The sequence below is a fragment of the Mesorhizobium sp. ES1-6 genome (assembly GCF_020164775.1).
Lineage (GTDB): Bacteria > Pseudomonadota > Alphaproteobacteria > Rhizobiales > Rhizobiaceae > Mesorhizobium.
Genome location: NZ_JAIUGU010000001.1, coordinates 743,803 through 764,638, shown reverse-complemented (window position 1 = coordinate 764,638; position 20,836 = coordinate 743,803). Strand labels below are relative to the sequence as shown.

9 protein-coding genes and 2 tRNA genes are annotated in these 20,836 nt (G+C 65.5%); 8 read left to right on the top strand and 3 right to left on the bottom strand.

Features of this window, described 5'->3' with window-relative positions:
- The first annotated feature begins 267 nt into the window (after positions 1–267).
- From LB564_RS03875 to LB564_RS03855, 5 genes are all read left to right on the top strand, one after another.
- Positions 268–11,301, top strand: coding sequence for a hypothetical protein (locus LB564_RS03875; protein ID WP_224535438.1), 11,034 nt, complete (start codon positions 268–270; stop codon positions 11,299–11,301).
- A gap of 195 nt (positions 11,302–11,496) precedes the next feature.
- Positions 11,497–11,572, top strand: a tRNA-Cys gene (locus LB564_RS03870).
- A 244-nt stretch (positions 11,573–11,816) separates the two neighbouring features.
- On the top strand, positions 11,817–13,043 hold the full coding sequence (locus tag LB564_RS03865) for a pilus assembly protein TadG-related protein (protein ID WP_224535079.1): 1,227 nt from the start codon (positions 11,817–11,819) through the stop codon (positions 13,041–13,043).
- 4 nt (positions 13,044–13,047) lie between these two features.
- Complete coding sequence (locus LB564_RS03860; protein WP_224535077.1) at positions 13,048–13,488, top strand: TadE/TadG family type IV pilus assembly protein; 441 nt, start codon at positions 13,048–13,050, stop codon at positions 13,486–13,488.
- On the top strand, positions 13,478–13,969 hold the full coding sequence (locus LB564_RS03855; protein ID WP_224535075.1) for a TadE/TadG family type IV pilus assembly protein: 492 nt from the start codon (positions 13,478–13,480) through the stop codon (positions 13,967–13,969). Before LB564_RS03860 ends, LB564_RS03855 begins: the two co-directional genes overlap by 11 nt.
- A gap of 119 nt (positions 13,970–14,088) precedes the next feature.
- Here the strand turns inward: LB564_RS03855 and LB564_RS03850 are convergent.
- The 3 genes from LB564_RS03850 to phaC all read right to left on the bottom strand — a co-directional run bounded on the left by LB564_RS03850 (position 14,089) and on the right by phaC (position 17,701).
- Positions 14,089–14,163: transfer RNA gene (locus LB564_RS03850), tRNA-Glu, on the bottom strand.
- 233 nt (positions 14,164–14,396) lie between these two features.
- Positions 14,397–15,650 carry a YcbK family protein gene (locus LB564_RS03845; protein ID WP_224535073.1) on the bottom strand — a complete coding sequence of 418 codons (1,254 nt, stop codon included), beginning with the start codon at positions 15,648–15,650 and terminating at the stop codon, positions 14,397–14,399.
- A gap of 215 nt (positions 15,651–15,865) precedes the next feature.
- Positions 15,866–17,701: a class I poly(R)-hydroxyalkanoic acid synthase gene (phaC, locus tag LB564_RS03840; RefSeq protein WP_224535072.1), complete on the bottom strand. Its 1,836-nt coding sequence runs from the start codon at positions 17,699–17,701 to the stop codon at positions 15,866–15,868.
- A gap of 98 nt (positions 17,702–17,799) precedes the next feature.
- Between phaC and LB564_RS03835 the strand changes: the two genes are divergently transcribed.
- The 3 genes from LB564_RS03835 (at position 17,800) to LB564_RS03825 (ending at position 20,822) form a co-directional block, all read left to right on the top strand.
- On the top strand, positions 17,800–18,192 hold the full coding sequence (locus tag LB564_RS03835) for a hypothetical protein (protein WP_224535070.1): 393 nt from the start codon (positions 17,800–17,802) through the stop codon (positions 18,190–18,192).
- 62 nt (positions 18,193–18,254) lie between these two features.
- A complete protein-coding gene (locus LB564_RS03830) occupies positions 18,255–19,472 on the top strand; it encodes an LL-diaminopimelate aminotransferase (protein WP_224535068.1) in 1,218 nt (405 codons plus the stop codon).
- Positions 19,473–19,508: 36 nt separating this feature from the next.
- Entirely contained in the window at positions 19,509–20,822 is a 1,314-nt protein-coding gene (locus LB564_RS03825) for a homoserine dehydrogenase (protein ID WP_224535066.1), read from the top strand.
- Positions 20,823–20,836: the final 14 nt, after the last annotated feature.

Below are 20,836 nucleotides of genomic sequence, written 5' to 3'. Positions count from 1 at the left end.
ACAATACGTAACCACCCGATGGTTGCTGCGGTTTCTGTGTCTAAACGGCAACAGAGTATCTAAATTACCTCATATCTATTCTTGAGAATACCCGGCCGTGGCTGCGATCTGATAGGTTGCATTAGCAAGGGATGATTCGTTCCGGGTTGGGCGCGGGTCGGGGGGATGGCGATGGCTCTTCGGGAGAGTGCGGTCGGGTCGCGTGGTGTTTCAGCATGGCTGAAACCTCGATGTCTCGGTATTTCCGGCTTCGTGGCGGCAGCTGCCGTGACCTTGGTCATGGCGGCGATGCTGTTCATTGGTCCGACCGGTCCCGCCAAGGCGGCTTGCGTTGCGGCCAGTGGCAATGTCGAGAACTGCACAGGCGCGCCAAATGCCGACATCAGCTATACCGCGCCGGGCGTCACGACGCTCAACGTCAATACGCTGACGATCGATCCCAGCCGGATATCGTTGACTGGGACAGGCGCTGCCCCCGCTGACCCAAGTGCGGGTGTGCAGCACTACACCTGCAGCAGCAATGATCCAGCGCGGTGCACGATCACGCCGGCGACGCCTGCCAGCAACGGGCATCCCGCTACCGCCGAGTCGTGCGCTGGGCCCGATTGCGTCGCGCCGCCCGCGACAGCGGCAGGTGGACCATCTGGCAATTCCGGTCCGACACTTACGGTCAACTACAACCAGCCTGCGGCCAACACCAATACATCCGGCAGCGGCGCGGTGATCGCGAACGGCACCATCGGCGTGCTTGGGTCCTCAAGCGGCAGCCGCGGCGGCAATGGCAGCAATGGCTACGTCTTTTCCAACGGCGGCGACGGTCACGACGGCGCCGATGGCGGTAGTGTTACGGTCAACGTCACCGGAGCCGTCCAGACGAGCAACAATTGCGTATTGCCAACGGCATGTCCCAACGCGGGCATCGTTGCGAGCAGCGTTGCTGGCGATGGCGGCGACGGCGGCGACGCCAAAGGCATCTCGGGCAATGCCGGCGACGGTGGCTTGGGTGGCAGTGGTGGCACGGCTACGGCCAACTTCAATGGCGGCAGCGTCGAGACCTTCGGTAACTACTCCGCTGGTGTCGTCGCTATCAGCCAGGGCGGTCATGGCGGCAATGGCGGCGGTGGCGGCGGCCTGGTCTTCAACCCCGGCGGCGGCAGTCCGGCTGGCAGCGGCGGCAACGCCAACGTCTTCACCGGCGTCGGCACGACGATCGTCACCCACGGTATCTATTCGCACGGCATAGTCGCGCAATCGATCGGCGGCGGCGGCGGCGGCAGCGCCGGCGGTTTCGGCCTCTTCTCTTCTTCCGGCGGTAGCGGCGGCAATGGCGGCAATGGCGGCATCGTCCAGGTCACCAACAATGCCGCCATCACCACCTGGGGCAACAATTCGCAAGGCATCCTCGCCCAGACAATCGGCGGTGGCGGCGGCGACGGCGGTTCGAATTTCGGCCTGTTCGCCTCGGGTGGCAGCGGCAGTCTCGGCGGCAATGGCGGTCCGGCCAATGTCGTGACCGTCGGGGTCACCAATTCGGGCGCGATCGTCACCCACGGCCAGGAATCGAACGGCATCCTTGCCCAGTCGATCGGTGGCGGCGGCGGCAATGGCGGCAATTCGGGCGGTCTCGTGTCGCTCGGCGGCAACGGCGCCTCGACCACCAATGGCGGCATCGTCGAAGTGACGAACACCGCCGCCGGTTCCATCGACACCGACGGCAAGCAGTCGGCCGGCATCTTCGCGCAGTCTGTCGGTGGTGGTGGCGGCAATGGCGGTACGTCCGGCGGCCTGTTCTCTGCTGGCGGCAAGGGCGGCGCGGGCGGTAATGGCGCCCGCGTGACGGTCACCAATGCCGGCGATATCGAGACCGGCAAGAACGCGATCTTCGACAGCACGGCGGCGGTCAATTCGGCCGGCATCTTCGCGCAATCGGTCGGCGGCGGCGGCGGCAATGGCGGCGGCGCCTTCTCCGGCGGCCTCGGCTTCAGCGTGGCCCTTGGTGGCGCTGGCGGCAGCGGTGGTACGTCCGGCGCCGTCGAGGTGCTGCGGGACGCCAGCGACACCGCCTATTCCATCATCACCCATGGCGACCAGTCCGACGCTGTGTTCGCGCAGTCGATCGGTGGCGGTGGGGGCAATGGCGGCTTTGCGGTTTCGGGCGCGATCGGCCCCCTTGCCCTTGCCATGGGCGGAGCGGCCGGCAATGCCAGTGACGGCAACACGGTGACGGTGGAGACCGCCGGCTCGCTGACGACCTACGGCGACGGCTCGCGCGGCATCTTCGCGCAATCGATCGGTGGCACGGGTGGCAATGGCGGCGCGGCGATCGCGGTCGCGGTCAATGCCACGGGAACGTTCGCGGCGGCGATCGGCATCGGCGGCAATGGCGGGAAGGGCGGGGCATCGAAGCTCGTTACAGTGTCGAGCCTGAGCGACATTTCGACATCTGGCGACAATGCCGCCGGCCTCGTCGCGCAGTCGGTCGGCGGCGGCGGTGGCAACGGTGGCTATTCGATCGGCGGTGCGATCGGCGGGATCGGTATCGCGGTCAACATCGGCGGCCAAGGCGCCGGCGGCGGTGCCGGTGCGGATGTCATCGTCGGCAGCTCCGGCTCGATCCATACCAAAGGCGAGAACTCGACCGGCATCCTGGCGCAATCGATCGGCGGCGGCGGCGGCAATGGCGGCTTTACGGTCTCGGCGGCAATTGGCGTCGGCGCGGCAAGCGTCGGCCTTGGCGGCGCCGGCGCCGACGGCAGCAACGCTGGAAACGTCATCGTCAACGCCGACGGTGCCAACCATGCGGTCACCATGGCCGCTTATACCGGCACCTGGAACCTGGTCACCGAAGGCAAGAACGCCGTCGGCGTCCAGGCTGAAAGCATCGGGGGCGGCGGCGGCAATGGCGGCTTCTCCGGCAGTCTGACACTTGGCGGCGTGGCCGCCGTCGGCGTCAACCTTGGCGGCAAGGGCGGTGGCGGTGGCGATGCCGGCACGGCGACCGTCAACAATGGCAAGAAAGTCGGCAATGTCGTCACGCAAAACAGCATCCTGACCATCGACGACGGATCAACGGGCATCCTGGCGCAGTCGATCGGCGGCGGTGGCGGCAATGGCGGCTTTGCCGTGACGGTGAGTGGCTCCGGCTCCTACGAGGGCGCCGGCGGCGCGGCGGCGGTATCGATCGGCGGCAGCGGCGCCACGGGCGGCGTCGGCAAGGATGTTTTCGTCACCAGCTACGGCAACATCGCTACATACGGCAAACAGGCTGACGGCATTCTGGCACAGTCGATCGGCGGCGGCGGCGGCAATGGCGGCTTCAGCGTCGCCGGCACGTTCACCACCGGCGCGTTCGGCGCCTCGGTGGCGATCGGCGGCAGCGGCGGCACCGGCCAGCTCGCCGGCGCGGTCACCGTGACCTCGACCGGCAACATCCAAACGCATGGCGACCAGTCGATCGGCATCATGGCGCAGTCTGTGGGCGGCGGCGGCGGCAATGGCGGCTTCGCCGGTTCCGGCGCGATCACGCTGCAGGGTGTGGCAGCAGCGGTCGGCCTGGGCGGCAATGGTGCCGGCGGCGGCAGCGCCAAGACGGTCAAGGTCACCTCGACCGGTAACATCACCACTTATGGCGACCAGTCGATCGGCATCCTGGCGCAGTCGGTGGGCGGCGGCGGCGGCAATGGCGGCTCGACCGTGTCGCTGGCTTTAGGTCTGGATGCGGGCATTGCCGTTGGCCTTGGCGGTAAGGGCGGCGCGGCGGGCGCCGGTCTCGACGTCACGGTCATATCGACCGGCAATATTTCGACTGGCGCGGGCTTCACAGCTGGAGACGTGCGCGGCACGGGTGCCGCCGGCATCCTGGCGCAGTCGGTTGGCGGCGGCGGCGGCAATGGCGGCTTTGCCGGATCGCTCGGCGGCGGCAAGTCGATCGCTATCGGCGTCTCGCTTGGCGGTAACGGCGCCGGTGGTGGCGCCGCCGACATCGTCAAGGTGACGAGTACCGGCAACATCTCGACGAATTTTGACAATTCCTCCGGCATCATCGCCCAGTCGATCGGCGGCGGCGGCGGCAATGGCGGCTTTGCGGTCGCCGTCTCGGGCGCGATCGGCGATCCTGACGCGGCTACGGCGGCTGTCGCCATCGGCGGCAAGGGCGGCGTCGGCGGCGTCGGCAAGGACGTGACGGTGACGAGCACCGGTACGATCACAACGACCGGCAAGTTCTCCAACGGCATCCTGGCGCAATCGGTCGGCGGCGGTGGCGGCACAGGCGGCTTTGCCATCGCGGGCTCGGCGACGACAGGCAATGCCGGCATCGGCGTCGGCGTCGGCGGCAAGGGCGCGACCGGCTCGACCGCCGGCAAGGTGGTCGTCAACAGCTATAGCCTCGTCGACGGCAACGGCCTGCCGGTGCTGCAGGCGCCGCCGTCAAACACCGTTTCGATCTGGACCCAGGGCGACAATTCTTCCGGCATCTTCGCGCAGTCGGTCGGCGGCGGTGGCGGTTCGGGCGGCTTCGCCGGCAGCCTTGGCGTTGGGCTTGGCGGTGGCGGGCTGGGCGTCAGCATCGGCGGCGGCGCCGGATCCGGCTCGAATGCCGATACGGTCACCGTCACCAGCTACAACAATATCCTGACGCAAGGAAAAGATTCTTTCGGCATACTGGCGCAATCGGTGGGCGGCGGCGGCGGCAATGGCGGTTTCGCCATCGCGCTGTCAGGCAGCAACGCCATGGCAGCCAGCGTCGCGGTGGGCGGCTCCGGCTCGAGCGGCGGCGCCGCCGAGGCCGTCACCGTCACCAGCAATGGCAGCATCGAGACCGATGGCGACGGCTCGCATGCGATCTTCGCCCAATCGGTCGGCGGCGGCGGCGGCAATGGCGGTGGCGCCGTGGCCGGCACGCTGACCGGCCGGGGTGCGGGCAGCCTGGCCGTCGGGGTCGGCGGCTCGGGCGACAATGGCGGCGACGCCAAGTCGGTAACGGTCACCTCGACCGGCGATCTCAGGACCGAAGGTTTGAAGGCCGACGGCATCCTGGCGCAGTCGATCGGCGGTGGCGGCGGCAATGGCGGGTTCTCGGGCGCGCTTGCGATCACCGCGGGTCAGGGCGCGGTGGGCGTCGGTGTCGGGGGTTCGGGCGCCGGCGGCGGCAATGCCGATACGGTCACCGTGACCTCGACCGGCAATATCGTTACCCTAAAGAACGGTTCGAACGGCATCCTGGCGCAATCGGTGGGCGGCGGCGGCGGCAATGGCGGCGCGGCGGTGACCATCGCCGGCTCCGCGCAGCAGGCGGCCGCGGCCGTTTCAGTCGGCGGCAGCGGCGCCAAGGGCGGCACCTCCAAACTGGTCACGGTCAACAATACCGGCACGATCGACACGACGGGCGACAAGGCGAACGGCATCCTGGCGCAGTCGATCGGCGGCGGCGGCGGCACAGGTGGCTTTGCGATTTCCGGAGAGATGGTCGTCGACGGCGCCGGCGGCGCCGCCGTCAGTGTCGGCGGCAACGGTGGCACCGGCCAGGATGGCGGTCCCGTCATCGTCAACAGCAATGTCGGCACCACCCTCGCCGACAACAACGCAACCGTCCACACCGTCGGCGGCGATTCCAACGGCATCTTCGCGCAGTCGGTCGGCGGCGGCGGTGGCGATGGAGGTTTCTCCGGCGCCATCTCAGTCACCGGCCAGAATGCCAAGGCCGCGATCGCCGTGTCTGTCGGCGGTTCAGGTGCGGGCTCCGGCGACGGCAAGACCGTCAATGTCACTTCGGTCGATAACATCCTGACCGAAGGCAACGGCGCAAACGGCATCCTGGCACAGTCCGTCGGCGGTGGCGGTGGCAATGGCGGCTTCTCCTTTGCCGCGACCATCAAGGGCTCGCTCGGCAAGAATCCGAGCAAAAACGGCGCGGTTTCGGTATCGCTCGGCGGCGGGGCCGGTTCCGGCGGCGATGCCGAGAAGGTCACGGTCGATTCAACCGGCATCATCCAGACCGGCGGTGATAAGGCCTTCGGCGTCCTGGCGCAGTCGGTTGGCGGCGGCGGCGGCACCGGCGGGCTCAGCGTGGCGGCGGCTCTCAACCTCGGTGAGGGCGGCAATCAGATCACCGCCGCCGTCGGCGGCGAGGGCGGTGGCGGCGGCACGGGCGGCGAGGTGCTGCTGACGCGCCACGGTTCGACGATCACAACCGGCGATCAGTCCGTTGGCCTCTTCGCACAGTCGGTCGGTGGCAGCGGCGGCAATGGCGGCATGGCGATCTCCGGCGTGATTGCCGGCACCGACGCCAAGACCTTGTCGGCCAGCGTCGGCGGCTTCGGCGGTGCTGGTACCAACAGCGGCAAGGTGACGATCGACAATACCGGCGCGATTTCGACCTATGGCATCGAATCCCATGCCATCCAGGCACAGTCGATCGGCGGCGGCGGCGGCAATGGCGGCATGGCCGTCTCGGCGGTGATCGGCTCGCTGGGCACCGGAACCAATTTCAATGCCGGCGTCACGGTCGGCGGCTTCGGCGGAGACGCCGGTTTTGCCGGCGACGTGTTCGTCACCAATCACGGCCTGTTGCAGACCGGCCTGCTCGCGGCGGGCCAGACCACGACCAACGGCGATGGCGCTTACGGCATCTTCGCGCAGTCGGTCGGCGGCGGCGGCGGTTCCGGCGGCAACGCCATCACCGGCGTGCTCGGCCTCAACGGCAACAATGCGGGCACGCAGGTCAACGTCAGTGTCGCGGTCGGCGGCTCGGCGGGCAACGGCAATACGGGTGGCAACGTCACTATCAGACAGTATGGCGGCATCGAAACCAGCGGCGTGGGCGCTTTCGGCATCCTGGCGCAGTCGATCGGTGGAGGCGGCGGCACCGGTGGTCGAGCCAATTCGATCTCGCTGCAGCTTGGCGCGAAATGCACCCTTCCGAAAGTCTGCGAACCGGCCGGCGGCAAGCCGAACTGGAATCTTCAGGCGACGGTTGGCGGCGCCGGTGGAACCGGCAACGACGCCGAGACCGTCGACGTCGGCAATTATGATTTCATCATCACCCATGGCGACAAGTCGTCCGGCATCGTCGCACAATCGATCGGCGGCGGCGGCGGCATCGGTGGCGACGCTTATGTGGGAACGGGTGGCCTCTTCGCGATACCTTACGTGCCGGTCGATCCGACGCTGCTGCTGAAGCCGCTCGGCACCAGCAGCCTGACCAGGTCCGGCACGGTCGCCATCGGCGGCAACGGCGCTGGCGGCGGCAATGGCGGAACCGTCATCGTTGCCAACGAAGGCGTGATCACCACCTTCGGCACCAAGTCGGATGGCATTCATGCGCAGTCGATCGGCGGCGGCGGCGGCGATGGCGGCGACGGCCAGGCCGGCGCGCTCGGCACCGTCGGCATCGGCGGCCGGGGCGACGCCGCCGGCAATGGCGGCTCGGTCACCGTCACCAACGGCAAGGCCGACCTCAGCCAGGCCGGCACGGCCACCATCGAGACGCACGGCACGTCGCCAACCCCGCCGGCCGAAGGCGCCCCGAGCGCCGATCCGGAGCAAGGCTATTCCGCCGGCATCTTCGCGCAGTCGGTCGGCGGCGGCGGCGGCACCGGCGGCGGCGCCGGCGGCCTGCTGTCGCTCGGAGGTTCCGGGAAAGCCGGTGGTATAGGTGGCCACGTCACGGTCAACAATTATGGCGGCATCCTTACGCATGCCGATGATTCCGTTGGCATTTTCGCGCAATCGATCGGCGGCGGCGGCGGCGCCGGCGGTTCGCTCGGCATCAGCGCGATCGCCGTCGGCGGCTCTGGCGGCTCCAGCGGCAATGGCGGCCAGGTGGATGTCATCAACGACGCCATGATCGAGACGCACGGCATCGATTCCTATGCCATCCAGGCGCAGTCGGTGGGCGGCGGCGGTGGATCGGGCGGCGGCAAGAATGGCGGCATCACCGGCTCGATCCCGGCCCTGATCTCGATCGGCGGCGCCGGCGGCTCATCCGGTATCGGCGGCATCGTCAACGTCACCAACAACAACAGCCTGCACACTTATGGCGCAGGCGCCGACGGCATCAACGCGCAGTCGATCGGCGGCGGCGGCGGTTCGGGCGGCCGCGCGATCGGCTTCATCGCCGTTGGCGGCAAGGGCGGCGATGTTGGCAACGGGACCATGGCCGGCAGCAATGGCGGCGGCGGCGCGGTCACGGTCAACAACAATGCCAATGGCACGATCACGGTCGAGGGCATCGGCGCGCATGGCATCTTCGCGCAATCGGTCGGCGCCGGTGGCGGCTCGGGCGGTGGTGGCATCGGCGCCAGCATCGTGCCGACCTCGATCGGCGTCGGCGGCGATGGCGGCAGTTCTGGCGACGGCGGCGTCGTCACCGTCAACAATCACGGCGACATCACGACCGTCTCGGCCGCTTCGGTGGCGATCTTCGCCGAATCGATCGGCGGCGGTGGCGGCAACGGCGCCATGAGCATTGCCGCGGCGCTCAGCCCGGGCGCCTTGACATTCGGCATCGGCGGCGACGGTGGTGCCAGCGGCAAGGGCGGCGACGTCAACGTCACCAATTTCAGCGACGGCTTCATCCACACCCAGGGCTTTGGCTCGACCGGCATCATGGCGCAGTCGGTTGGCGGCGGCGGCGGCAATGGCGGGGCGACCTACTCGGTGGCCGGCGGCGTTCCCGGCTTCTCGCTGGCGCTGGGCGGCAAGGGTTCCGCCGGCGGCGACGGCGGCGTGGTCACCGTCGTCAACAACGGCCAGATGCAGCTCGACGGCGACAATTCGGTCGCGATCTTCGCGCAGTCGGTCGGCGGTGGCGGCGGCAGCGGCGGCACCGCGATCGCGGCGACCATCGGCGTTCCGGTGTTCATCGGCGGCGACAGCGGCGCGACCGGCAAGGGCGGCGATGTCACCGTCACCAACACCGGCGTGATCGTGTTGAAGGGCAATGGCTCGGTCGGCATTTTCGCGCAGTCGGTCGGCGGTGGCGGCGGCGTGATGACCGCCGGCACCGATGGCATCATCGAGGCCGTCAATGGCGGCAGTGGCGATGGCGGCAAGGTGACGATCAACAGCAATGTCGCCATGCTGATCACCGGCGACAATTCGGTGGGCGTCTTCGGCCAGAGCGTCGGCGGCGGCGGCGGCGTTGGCGGGTTCTCCGGTAATTTCCTCGGCCTCGACCAGGCACCGGCTGCAACCAGCCTGATGGTGAGCCCGTTCTCGACACCGGCACCGCAAGGGTTCATGGGCAGCGCCGGCGGCGCCGGTGTGGGTGGCGACGTCACGTTCGAGCAGACCGCCAACCTCTATGTCACCGGCAAGAACTCATCCGCGCTGATGGAGCAGAGCTCCGGCGGCAGCAGCGACATCGCCGACAATGGCGACATCAACGTCACCATCGCCAAGGACGTGATGATCATCGGCGGCTCGGGCACCGGCGCCGGCGTCAGCTACCTGGACGGCAGGGACAATGTGCTGACCAACAACGGCTTCGTCGGCGCGGTCACCGGGGCCGACGGTTGCATCCCCGGGGTCGACGCGGGCTGCGAGCGCAAGATCGACGGCTATGCCATGCTCGGCGGCGTCGGCAACGACACCTACAACAATTTCAAGGACACGATGGGCTCGATCGCCCTCGGCGACGGCCAGAATGCTTTCAACAACGAGAAGGACGCCATCTACCGGATGGGCGACACCGTCGACCTCGGCGGGACCGGCCAGTTCAGCAATGACGGCTATGTCGCGCCGGGCGACCTCGACCATGTCCTGACGACTTACGTCACGGGGAACTGGACGCAGTCGGGGATCGGCACCTACCTGCTCGACCTCGATCTCGACCCGCAAGCCGATCAGATCAACATCACCGGCACGGCAGACCTCGATGGCAAGGTCAATCTCAACATCATGGAACCAGGTGCCGCGAAGCCGGGCACCGAGGAGTACCTGATCCTGCATGCCGATGGCGGCATCACCGACAGCGGGCTCGTGCTCGACTCGATCCCCAGCGCGGTCGCTCAGTACAAGCTGGTGTATGAGGGCCTCGACGATCTCTATCTCAATGTCGATATCAACTTCGCCCGCACCGGCCTGACCGAAAACCAGACCTCGGTCGGCCAGGCCGTCAACGCCATCCAGACGGACCTGACCTCGCCGGCCTTCGAAAAGATCGCCGCTGCGCTGTTCTATATCCCGACGCTCGATCAGCTTGGCGCTGTCTACGACTCGATCTCGGGCGAGGGTGTTTCTGGCTTCGAGCAGCCGCAGTTCGACGCCTATGACACATTCATGGCCTCGATGAACCGGCAGGCGAATTTCTGGCGCACCGGGCTCGGCACCGATCCAACGGATTATTCCCTCAAGCCGCAGGCCTATGACGAGCCGGCGGCGAAGAAAAAGGATCCGTTCAAAGCCATGCAGCCGGACGAACGGCGCTGGAGCTACTGGGGAACGGCCGGCGGCAACGCGGGTGACCTCGGCGGCGATGCCGTCGTGGGCAGTGCCGAAAATGTCTACAGGGGTGGCAGCTTCGCGGCGGGTCTGGAGTCCACCGGCGACTCCGACATGGTGATGGGCTTTGCGCTGGGCGGCGCGGCGGCGTCCTTCGCCGTCGACGACCGCCAGACCTCCGGCAACATCATCGGCGCCCAGGCCGGCGCCTATGTCGCGCGCAAATGGGATCAGTTCTACATCAACGGCGGACTGGCCTTCGGCCTCTACAACAACAATGTCCATCGGGCCACCTCGGTACCCGGCTCGGACACACCGCTCGATCCCGTGCCCGCGATCACGACGGAGAACTGGCGCAGCAATTTCCTGAGCGCCGGTTTTGGCACCAATGTGGAGGCCGGCTGGCGCCAGCAAGTGGGCCAGGGCGCGATCACGCCGTTCGCCGCGCTCCAGTTCTCGTTCCTGTCCATGGATGCCTTCGACGAGACGTCGCTTGGCGGCGGCGCACTGGGGCTCAGTTTCAACCAGCGCGTCATAACCTCGCTGCCGGTCTCGCTCGGCTTGCAACTCGACACGACGATCGCCGCAGGCGGTGACCGGTCGCTACAGGCCTGGGGTCGGGCGGCATGGGTGCACGAGTTCGAACCCGACCGCTCGGTCAAGCCGAGCTTCCAGGCGGCGCCGGGCTATTCCTTCGTGATCCAGGGCGCCGCGGCGGCCGAGGACGCGGTCGCCGTCAATGCCGGCCTGAAGATGAACTGGAACAGCAACACCTCGATGTTTGCCACTTTCGACGGCAAATTCGGCGACGGCGTGCAGACCTATGGCGGCAATGTCGGCTTCAAGGTGAACTGGTAGGATAGCGACGGAAAAGAGAAGCCAGCAAGGGCGTGGAGCCCTTGTGGAGCCAGATGCAATTCACGTCCGGCAAGCGAGTCCTGGATGACATGTATCTGCCGTTTGACAGGCTCTTTTCCACAATCGGGAGTTGCTGAAAGTTTTACCCACGACATCAAGAGACTTTAAACTTCTGCCCGATAGCAAAGCACGTATGGCCTCGTGGCGGAGCGGCTACGCTAGAGACTGCAAATCTCGGAAGCCTCGGTTCGATTCCGGGGCGAGGCCTCCAAAATTCCGAAGCGGATAGGCAGGTGGATCGGGCGCGACTGGACGCCCATCCCCCGGCCTATTCTGGCATTGCGCCAAGCGGCTTCACGCGCGATTGCCGCCCGGGTGGAGTGTTCCTGCTCACGAAGATGTCAGCGCGCGGCGATCGGCCAAGGCGCTGTTTGAAGCCAATTGGCGCCCGCGAGCACAAATGAACCGAACTTTTTAGCCGTTCGTTCATATATGCATGCTTTCTAATTTAAGTTATGGCTTTCAATTGCATCACCCGATTTTGGCTCGCGGCGACCGGCATATGCCGGAGCAGAAATGCAAACGTTGCCACCATCTTCGCCCTCAGCCTGCCGATCGTCGTGGGTGCGGCGGGTTTCGGCGTGGAAACGTCCTACTGGTACTATAACAGCCTGAGACTGCAGGCCACGGCCGATGCCGCGGCCTATGCCGGCGCGCTGGAGCAGATCTCTGGTTCCGACAAGCCAACAGTCATCGCGGCGGCAACGCAGTCGGCCGCGACGAACGGGCTTGGCGCGGGCACGATCGTCGTCAACACGCCGCCGGCGTCCGGGCCGAACACGGCGAAGAAAGCTGTCGAGGTCATCGTCGGGCAGAACCTCGACCGCGTGTTCACGGCGATCTTCACGCAGACTCAGGTTCCCGAACGGGCGAGGGCGGTGGCCCTCATCACCAATGCCTCGAAGGCCTGCATGACCGCGCTCGATCCGACCGCTTCGCAGGCCGCACTGTTTTCCGGCAACACCGCGGTGAAGGTCACCGGTTGCGTGATAATGTCCAATTCGATCGCGCCGGACGCCATCAAGCTCCAGGGCTCGGCGAGCCTCCAGGTCGATTGCCTGATATCGGCGGGCGGTGTCTCTCTCAGCAACCCCGTCACGACCATCTGCGCGGCGCCGATCACGCAGGCGCTGCCTGTCGCCGATCCATTTGCCGACCTGCCGACCCCGGCGGCCTCGAATCCCTGCCAGAATGACAACAAGGCGACGCTGAGCCCAGGCACCTATTGCAACGGCATGTCGCTGAAGGGCAATGTCACCCTCTCGCCCGGCGTCTATGTCGTTCAGGGCGATCTCAAGATTAACGCCAACGCGGCCATTGTCGGCAGCGGTGTGACCATCTTCATGTCGGGCAGTTCGACCGTCGGCATGAATGGCACCGCCTCCGTGAAGCTCAGCGCGCCGACCTCCGGTGCCTATTCCGGTGTGCTGTTCTATGGCGACAGGACCGGCAACAGCGCATCCAGCACATTCAACGGCACGGCGGATTCGCTGCTGACCGGAGCCATCTACTTCCCCAGGCAGCAAGTGAGTTATCTCGGCAATTTCTCGGGCAACAGCGGCTGCACCCAGGTCGTCGCCAATACGATTCAATGGTCCGGCAGCACAACCGTCAACCAGGATTGCACGAGTCTCGGAATGCGCGACATCCCGGCGGCGCAGTCCGTGGCGCTGGTCGAGTAGCCCTGTGAAACGCCGATCGGTGCCGATCCTGAGCGATAGAGCGGGCGTTGCGGCGGTCGAGTTCGCGATGGTTCTGCCCTTCCTGTGCGTGGCGCTGCTCGGCATCATCGATGGCTGGTCTTACATGACGAGCTCGCTGTCGATGCGCGCTGGTGTCAAGACCGCCGCGAACCTGATCATGGCGGGATCGACCAATGATACGGCGACCCAGGGCGTGGCTATTTCGAGCTGGGAGAAGCGACCGCCGGATGGCCAGGTCACGCTAAGCCGGATTTACAAGTGCGGGACGACGGTGGTCGATGCTGCCACCTTGTGCAGCGGGCCGAAGGCGCCATCGGTCTATGTACAGATTCAGGCATCGGCGACCTGGGTGCCGCCCTTCGCCTTCGGTGTCTTCTCCAGTTCCAGCGTCATCGGTCACCTGGAGGTGATCCGTGTCCGCTAAAGCAATCCCGGGAAAAGCGCACAGCGGTTTTCCGTCCGGAATTGCGTCAAAACAGGCATCTTCAGGACGTCGTCAACGGCCTGCTGGAGCAAACGCATTCAGGCGGGATCAGGCGGGTGGGGCCGGGTTGGAATTCGCGCTCATCGCGCCTTTTCTCGTCATGCTGTTGTTCGGCATCTTCGCCTTCGGCTGGTCGATGAACGCCGTCTCCAGCGTTCGCTATACGCTCGAGACATCGTCACGATCACTGCAACTTCAAAATACGTTGACCCAGGCCGACATCCAATCGATCGCGACGCAGAAACTGCAGGCCTTGGGCCTGAAGGATGTGAACGTCACGATCGCCATCGATCCGGCAAGCGGCGGCTTTCGCATGGCGCACCTGACCGCGACCTACGCCTTCGTCATCGATTTTCCCTACTTCAGCGCCTTTCCGATCAACTACGCGACAACCGTTACCGTGCCCCTGGTTGGCAGTTAGGCCATGTCGGGGCGTGCGCTTTTGGTGGTCAGGTGACGCAAGCCCGGCCCGATTCTCGAGCGACATGGCCAAGCATCGGACGTGGGAAAAAAGGTTCTCGGCAAAGTGCTTGAAAAGCCTGGTACGCCCAAGGGGAATCGAACCCCTGTTACCGCCGTGAAAGGGCGGTGTCCTAACCGCTAGACGATGGGCGCGCTCAGACGAAGCGGCTTATACTGACGTTGTGCGCAACCGGCAACCCGTCAGGTGCCGCCTTGGACAACTTTTTTCCAACCTGACAAATCAGCGATTTCACGAGGGGCGGCAGGGCTTGGCGATTAGTGGTGACGTCAGTTGCTTCGTCACGGAGCTCCGCTCCTTGCTCCGCCCGTGGATAACGAAGTTGGCCGCCCCTAGCCGACAGGCTTTCGGTCCGCCAAATCAGCCGCTAGCCGTCGCCACCGCCGCTGCGCCGGCGGCAGCGCCAGTTCCAGTCGCGCTCGGGGCCGACGTCGACATGGACCGATTCGGTGTGGCAATAGGTTCCGACGCCGCCGCGGCCGGGCATGGTCCTGATGTAGTTCGCCAGCTCCCATTTGGAGACGCCGGGCACCTGGATGTCGGCGGCGGCGCAGTACATGTGCAGCGAATTCTTGGCGCCGTTGGCGCGGCGGTTGCGGGCCGGGTCGCGATAGCCCGAGGTCACCATCATCTTGCGGCCGTAGTGGCCTTCGATCGTCTTCAGCACACGCACCAGCGACGGCTTCAGGCAGGCGACATCCACGCTCTCATTCTGCTTCAAGAGGCCGTTGGGCGCCAGGCGGGCCATGCCGGCGGCGGACGCGACCTGATAGCTGCCGCCCGAGCCTTCGTCCTCGTTGAGGTCGACGTCGCTTTCGTCGTCGAGGCCGGATTTGCGCTTTATCTCGAACAGGGCCGTCTGGCGCACGCCAGGCAAGGCGTCGCTGCCCGTGATGTGACCGGCATCGTCACCGCCGGTCGAAGCCAGTTGTATCGGCTTTGCCGTGGAATCGGCCGAGGCCAGTGTGATGATCGGCTTTGCCGCCGCCGGGGCAGGCTTGGCCTGCACGACCGGCTGTTCGCCAGATCGTGTGTTGACCAGCGGGGCAGGCGTCGCCGAAGCCGGGGTGGCACCGAACATCGATGCCAGGAAGCCTTTTTTCCTCGGGGCGTCGGCTTGCGGCGCCTCGCCAGCGGTCACATAGACGGGGTTGTTCATCACCGGTGCGGCTGCCGGCTTCGGTGCGATCGCGGCGGCATCCGCAGCGGCGATCTTCTGGGCAACCGCGTCGGTCTGCTGTGCCGTCTGTACTGGTTGTTGCAAGGCCTGCGGCGTCTGTCCCACGATCGTTTCAGCGCCGGCCGGCGTGGTGAGCGGGAAGACAGCCTGCGGCTTGGCCATCGGCACGTAGGCAACCTTTTCGGGGAGCGCCGTGTCGGTTTCGCTCATCACGGTCGTCTGCTCTGTCGCCACCTGCGACGACGAATCGGCGGCGGCGAGCGGCTTGCCGGTGGAGGCGGCGTTCATGTTCGACGCGGAAGCATTGTAGCCGGGCATTCCAGCCGACATTGTCGGGTCGCCAGCCGATGTGCAGGAGGCCAGGAGCATCGAGCAGAGCGCTGCCACAATGGCGCGGCGTTCTCCCTTTGCGAGGCTCCATCCTGCTGATTTCAAAGTCAAATTCCCCCTCGATGTCCGGTCGGTATATCCGAGACGCTGACCAGTATGTCCGCGTCAGGGTGACCTTTGTCTCCGATCCGGAAACGAGACCTGTGTCAAATCAGCAAGCCTGTAAGTATTTTTGCAGCGACTGCCGAATTGCGGCTGCTTGATGGTTGACGACACCATTTCGCCCGCTTTTACGGGTCCGTCAACTCACCACACATTACAGTCCGTTACACACGCACCCTGACATAGGTCCCGGGAGCATCGCCCAAGGTTTTCATATGCTTGCCGGGTTTGCGGGCAGGGACGCGGGTGTTGTCCTTGGCCTCTATCCAGCTTTGCCAGTGCGGCCACCAGGATCCGGGATGGTCCTGGGCGCTGGCTATCCACTGGTCGAAGTCGCCTTTCGGCGGGCCGCCGGTCCAGTACTGGTATTTGTTGGATGCGGGCGGATTGACGACGCCCGCTATATGGCCCGATCCCGCCATCACATACTCGACCGAGCCGCCGAAATATTTCGAGCCGAGGAAGACGGACAGCGCCGGCGCGATGTGATCTTCCCGGGAGGCGAGATTGTAGACCGGAATGGTGACATCGCCGAGCGAGACCGTGTGGCCCGCCAGCTCCATCGTGCCGCGCGAGAGTTTGTTCTCGAGATAGCAGTTGCGCAGGTAGAAGGAATGGTTGGCCGCCGCCATGCGGGTCGAATCGGCGTTCCAATAGAGCAGGTCGAAGGGCAAGGGATCCTTGCCGCGCATGTAGTTGTTGACGACATAGGGCCAGATCAGGTCGCCCGAGCGCAGCATGTTGAAGGCGGTGGCCATCTTGGTGCCGTCGAGATAGCCCTTTTCGTTCATCGACTTTTCCACCGCCGCGACCTGTTCCTCGTCGACGAACACTTTCAGGTCGCCGGCATAGGTGAAGTCTACCTGGGTGGTGAAGAAGGTCGCCGACTTGATGCGGTCGTCGCCTTCCCTGGCCATCAGCGCCAATGCCGCCGCCAGCAGCGTGCCGCCGACGCAGTAGCCGATCGCGTTGACGTAGCGTTCGCCGGTCGCCTTCTCGATTGTATCGAGGCCGTATTGCAGGCCTTCCCTGATATAGGCTTCCCAGTTCTTGGCGCCGTGGCGCTCGTCCGGATTGATCCAGGAGATGACGAAAACGGTGTGGCCTTGCTCGATCGCCCAGCGGATGAAGGATTTCTGCGGGTTGAGGTCGAGGATGTAGAACTTGTTGATCCAGGGCGGGCAGATCAGCAGCGGGCGCTTCAGCACCGTCTCGGTCGCCGCATCATACTGGATGATCTCGGCGACATCGCTGCGGCCGACCACCTTGCCGGGCGTGGTGGCGATGTTCCTGCCGATCTCGAAGGGCGAATAGTCTGCCTGGCGCAATTTCAGGTCGCCCTTGCCGGCGGCGATGTCCTCGGCCAGCATCCTCATGCCGCGCACCAGGTTTTCGCCGTTGGAGGCGACGGTTTCGCGAAACAGTTCGGGATTGGTCAGGATGAAATTGGACGGCGAGATGGCGTTGGATACCTGCTTGACGTAGAAGCTCGCCTTGTGGCGGGTGTGCTCGTCCAGGCCTTCGGCATGGTCGACCAGCTCGGACGCCCAGCGCGAGGTGACGAGATAGGCCTGCTTGAGGAAATCGAAGAAGGCGTTGCGGCCCCATTCCGGATCCTGGAAACGCTTGTCGCCGCGCTCCGGTTTGACGGCATCGTCGGGCCCTTCGGCGTTGGGGCTGACGCGCTGGATGGCATTTGCCCAAACCGTCATATAGCCGGCGAACAGCCTTGTCTGCGCCTCGAGCGCGCGCTGCGGATCGGCAAGCCAGTATTCCGAGAGCTTGGAGAAGGTCTTGACCATGTCGACGACCGGCTCGGCGACATGGTCGCGCACCTCACCTTTTTCGCGCGGTTCGGCCCAGGCGGAGGCAGCTTTGCCGGCCTGCTCGATCATCCGCGCCATGTTCAGCGCGAAGCGTTCCGGATCCTTCACCAGATATTGCTCGACCGTCGAAGGTCCGCCATCTTCCGCTTTGCCCGAATCGGGTGTTTTGGACATGGTTCGCGGGGTTCCTCCGGAAGCGTTTTCTTGACATATTAACATGGGACATCCGACAGGGTCCAATCTCGCTCTACCCCGGCTGCCAAGGAAACAATATGACGAATAAGTTTGGCGAGACTGTTTTTTTCGGTGCCGGCCATTTTTGCCGCATCGGCACGGCGATCATGTTCGTGGCCATTGCCGCATGTTCGAGCACGAATACCAGTGGTCCGGTGCCGATGGCTTCGGACGCCGGCCCGAAGGACACCGGCACCTTTCCGAACCTGAACATCCCGCCGAAAGTGGCGGCGAAACAATTCACCGAGGCCGAGAAGAACGCCAAGCTCGCCCAGTTGAAGGCCGACGAGAACGGGCAGGGCGCCAAGGGTGGCGGCCCGGCCGTCACCAATCAGGCGGCGTTGACCGATCTCGCCAAGAAACACGGTCCGCAGACGCTGAAGCAGATCGAAGGCAAATGCGACCCCGCCCTCGACCCTACCTGCAAATGAGTATATAGCGCGCGCCCAATGCCCTAACATGTCCGGGGCTCCCTTCGCTGTCTGGAACCGCCATGGAAGAATTTCACAAGGTCCGCCGGCTTCCGCCTTACGTGTTCGAGCAGGTCAACCGGCTCAAGGCCAGCGCCCGTTCGCGCGGCGCCGACATCGTCGACCTCGGCATGGGCAATCCGGACCTGCCGACGCCGAAGGCCATCGTCGACAAATTGTGCGAGGTCGTGCGCGACCCGCGCACGCACCGCTATTCCTCGTCGCGCGGCATTCCAGGCCTGCGCCGCGCCCAGGCAAACTACTATGCCCGCCGCTTCGGCGTGAAGCTCAACCCCGACACGCAGGTGGTGGCCACGCTTGGCTCGAAGGAAGGCTTCGCCAACATGGCGCAGGCGATCACCGCGCCCGGCGATGTCATCCTGTGCCCCAATCCGACCTATCCGATCCACGCCTTCGGCTTCATCATGTCGGGCGGTGTCATCCGTTCGCTGCAGGTCGAGCCCGATGACGGCTTCATTCCGGCGCTCGAGCGCGGTGTCCGTCATTCGATCCCGAAGCCGCTGGCGCTGATCCTCAACTATCCGTCGAACCCGACGGCACTGGTGGCCTCGCTCGATTTCTACAAGGACGTCGTCGCCTTCGCCAAGAAGAACGACATCATCATCCTGTCCGACCTTGCCTATTCCGAAATCTATTTCGACGGCAATCCGCCGCCCTCCGTGCTGCAGGTTCCGGGCGCCATGGATGTCTGCGTCGAGTTCACCTCGATGTCGAAGACCTTTTCCATGCCCGGCTGGCGCATGGGCTTCGCCGTCGGCAACGAGCGGCTGATTTCGGCGCTGACCCGGGTCAAATCCTATCTCGACTACGGCGCCTTCACCCCGATCCAGGTGGCCGCCGCCCATGCGCTCAATGGCGACGGCGCCGATATCGCCGAGGTGCGCGACATCTATCACAAGCGCCGCGACGTGATGGTCGATGCCTTCGGCCGCGCCGGATGGACCATCCCGGCCCCGGCCGCCTCGATGTTCGCCTGGGCGCCGATCCCGGAGCCGTTCCGGCATCTCGGCTCGCTCGAATTCTCCAAGCTGCTCATCGAGCATGCCGACGTGGCGGTGGCGCCGGGTGTCGGCTTCGGCGAGCATGGCGACGATTTCGTGCGCGTGGCGCTGGTCGAGAACGAGCACCGGATCCGCCAGGCGGCGCGCAACATTAAGCGCTTCCTGTCGACCAGCGCCAAGCAGCCCAACAATGTGGTGCCGCTTTCCGCCCACCGGTAAATACAATTCGATCTGATTTGAGGGACGCCGCCTTCCATGGCTGAAGCACTGCGTGTTGGAATTGCCGGACTTGGCACGGTCGGTGCCTCGGTGGCGCGCGTGCTGCGCGACAAGGCGACGGAACTGACCCGCCAATGTGGGCGAGACATCATCGTGGCGGCGGTCTCGGCGCGCGACAGGAAACGCGACCGTGGCGTCGATCTCGGCGCCGCGATTTGGTTCGACGATCCGGTGAAGATGGCGCAGACCGCCGAGATCGACGTGTTCGTCGAGCTGATCGGCGGCGACGAGGGACCGGCGCGGGCTTCGGTGAAGGCCGCGCTCGAAGCCGGCCGCCATGTCGTCACCGCCAACAAGGCGCTGCTTGCCAAGCATGGCGTGGCGCTTGCCGAGATCGCCGAGAAGAAGGGCGTGCTGCTCAACTACGAGGCCGCGGTGGCCGGCGGCATTCCCGTCATCAAGACGATGCGCGAAGCGATGGCCGGTAACTCGGTCACCCGCGTGTTCGGCATTCTCAACGGCACCTGCAATTATATCCTGACCCGCATGGAGGCCGAGGGCGTCTCTTTCGATGTCGTGCTGAAGGACGCGCAGCGGCTGGGCTATGCCGAAGCCGACCCGACCTTCGACATCGAGGGCCATGACACCGCGCACAAGCTGTCGATCCTGACCAGCCTTGCCTTCGGCACCAGGATCGCTGCCAACGACATCTACATGGAAGGCATTTCCAACATCACCCAGGCCGACATTCGCGCGGCCGGCGATCTCGGCTACCGGATCAAGCTGCTCGGCGTCGCCCAGCGTACCGAAAGCGGTATCGAGCAGCGCGTGCACCCGACCATGGTGCCGACGGCTTCCGTCATCGCGCAGGTGCATGGCGTTACCAATGCGGTGGCGATCGAGACCGATATTCTGGGCGAACTGCTGCTCTCTGGCCCAGGTGCGGGCGGCAATGCCACAGCTTCGGCGGTCATCGGCGACGTCGCCGACATCGCCAAGAGCCGACCCGGTTTCCAGCACGGTCCGGTCTTCGGCCGTCCGGCGAAGGAGTTGAAGCCCTACAAGAAGGCGCAGATGCGCAGCCATGCCGGCGGTTACTTCATCAGGCTGACCGTGCATGACCGCATCGGCGTCTTCGCGGCAATCGCCAAGCGCATGGCCGACAACGACATTTCGCTGGAATCGATCGTCCAGCACGCGGTCAGCGGCGAGGCGGCCGCGCAGAAGACGGTGATCCTCGTCACCCACGAGACAACCGAGGCCGCCGTGCGCAAGGCCGTCGACGGCATCACCAAGGACGGCCATCTGACCGACAAGCCGCAGGTCATCCGCATCGAGCGGGCGGGGTAGCCAACAGTCCCGTT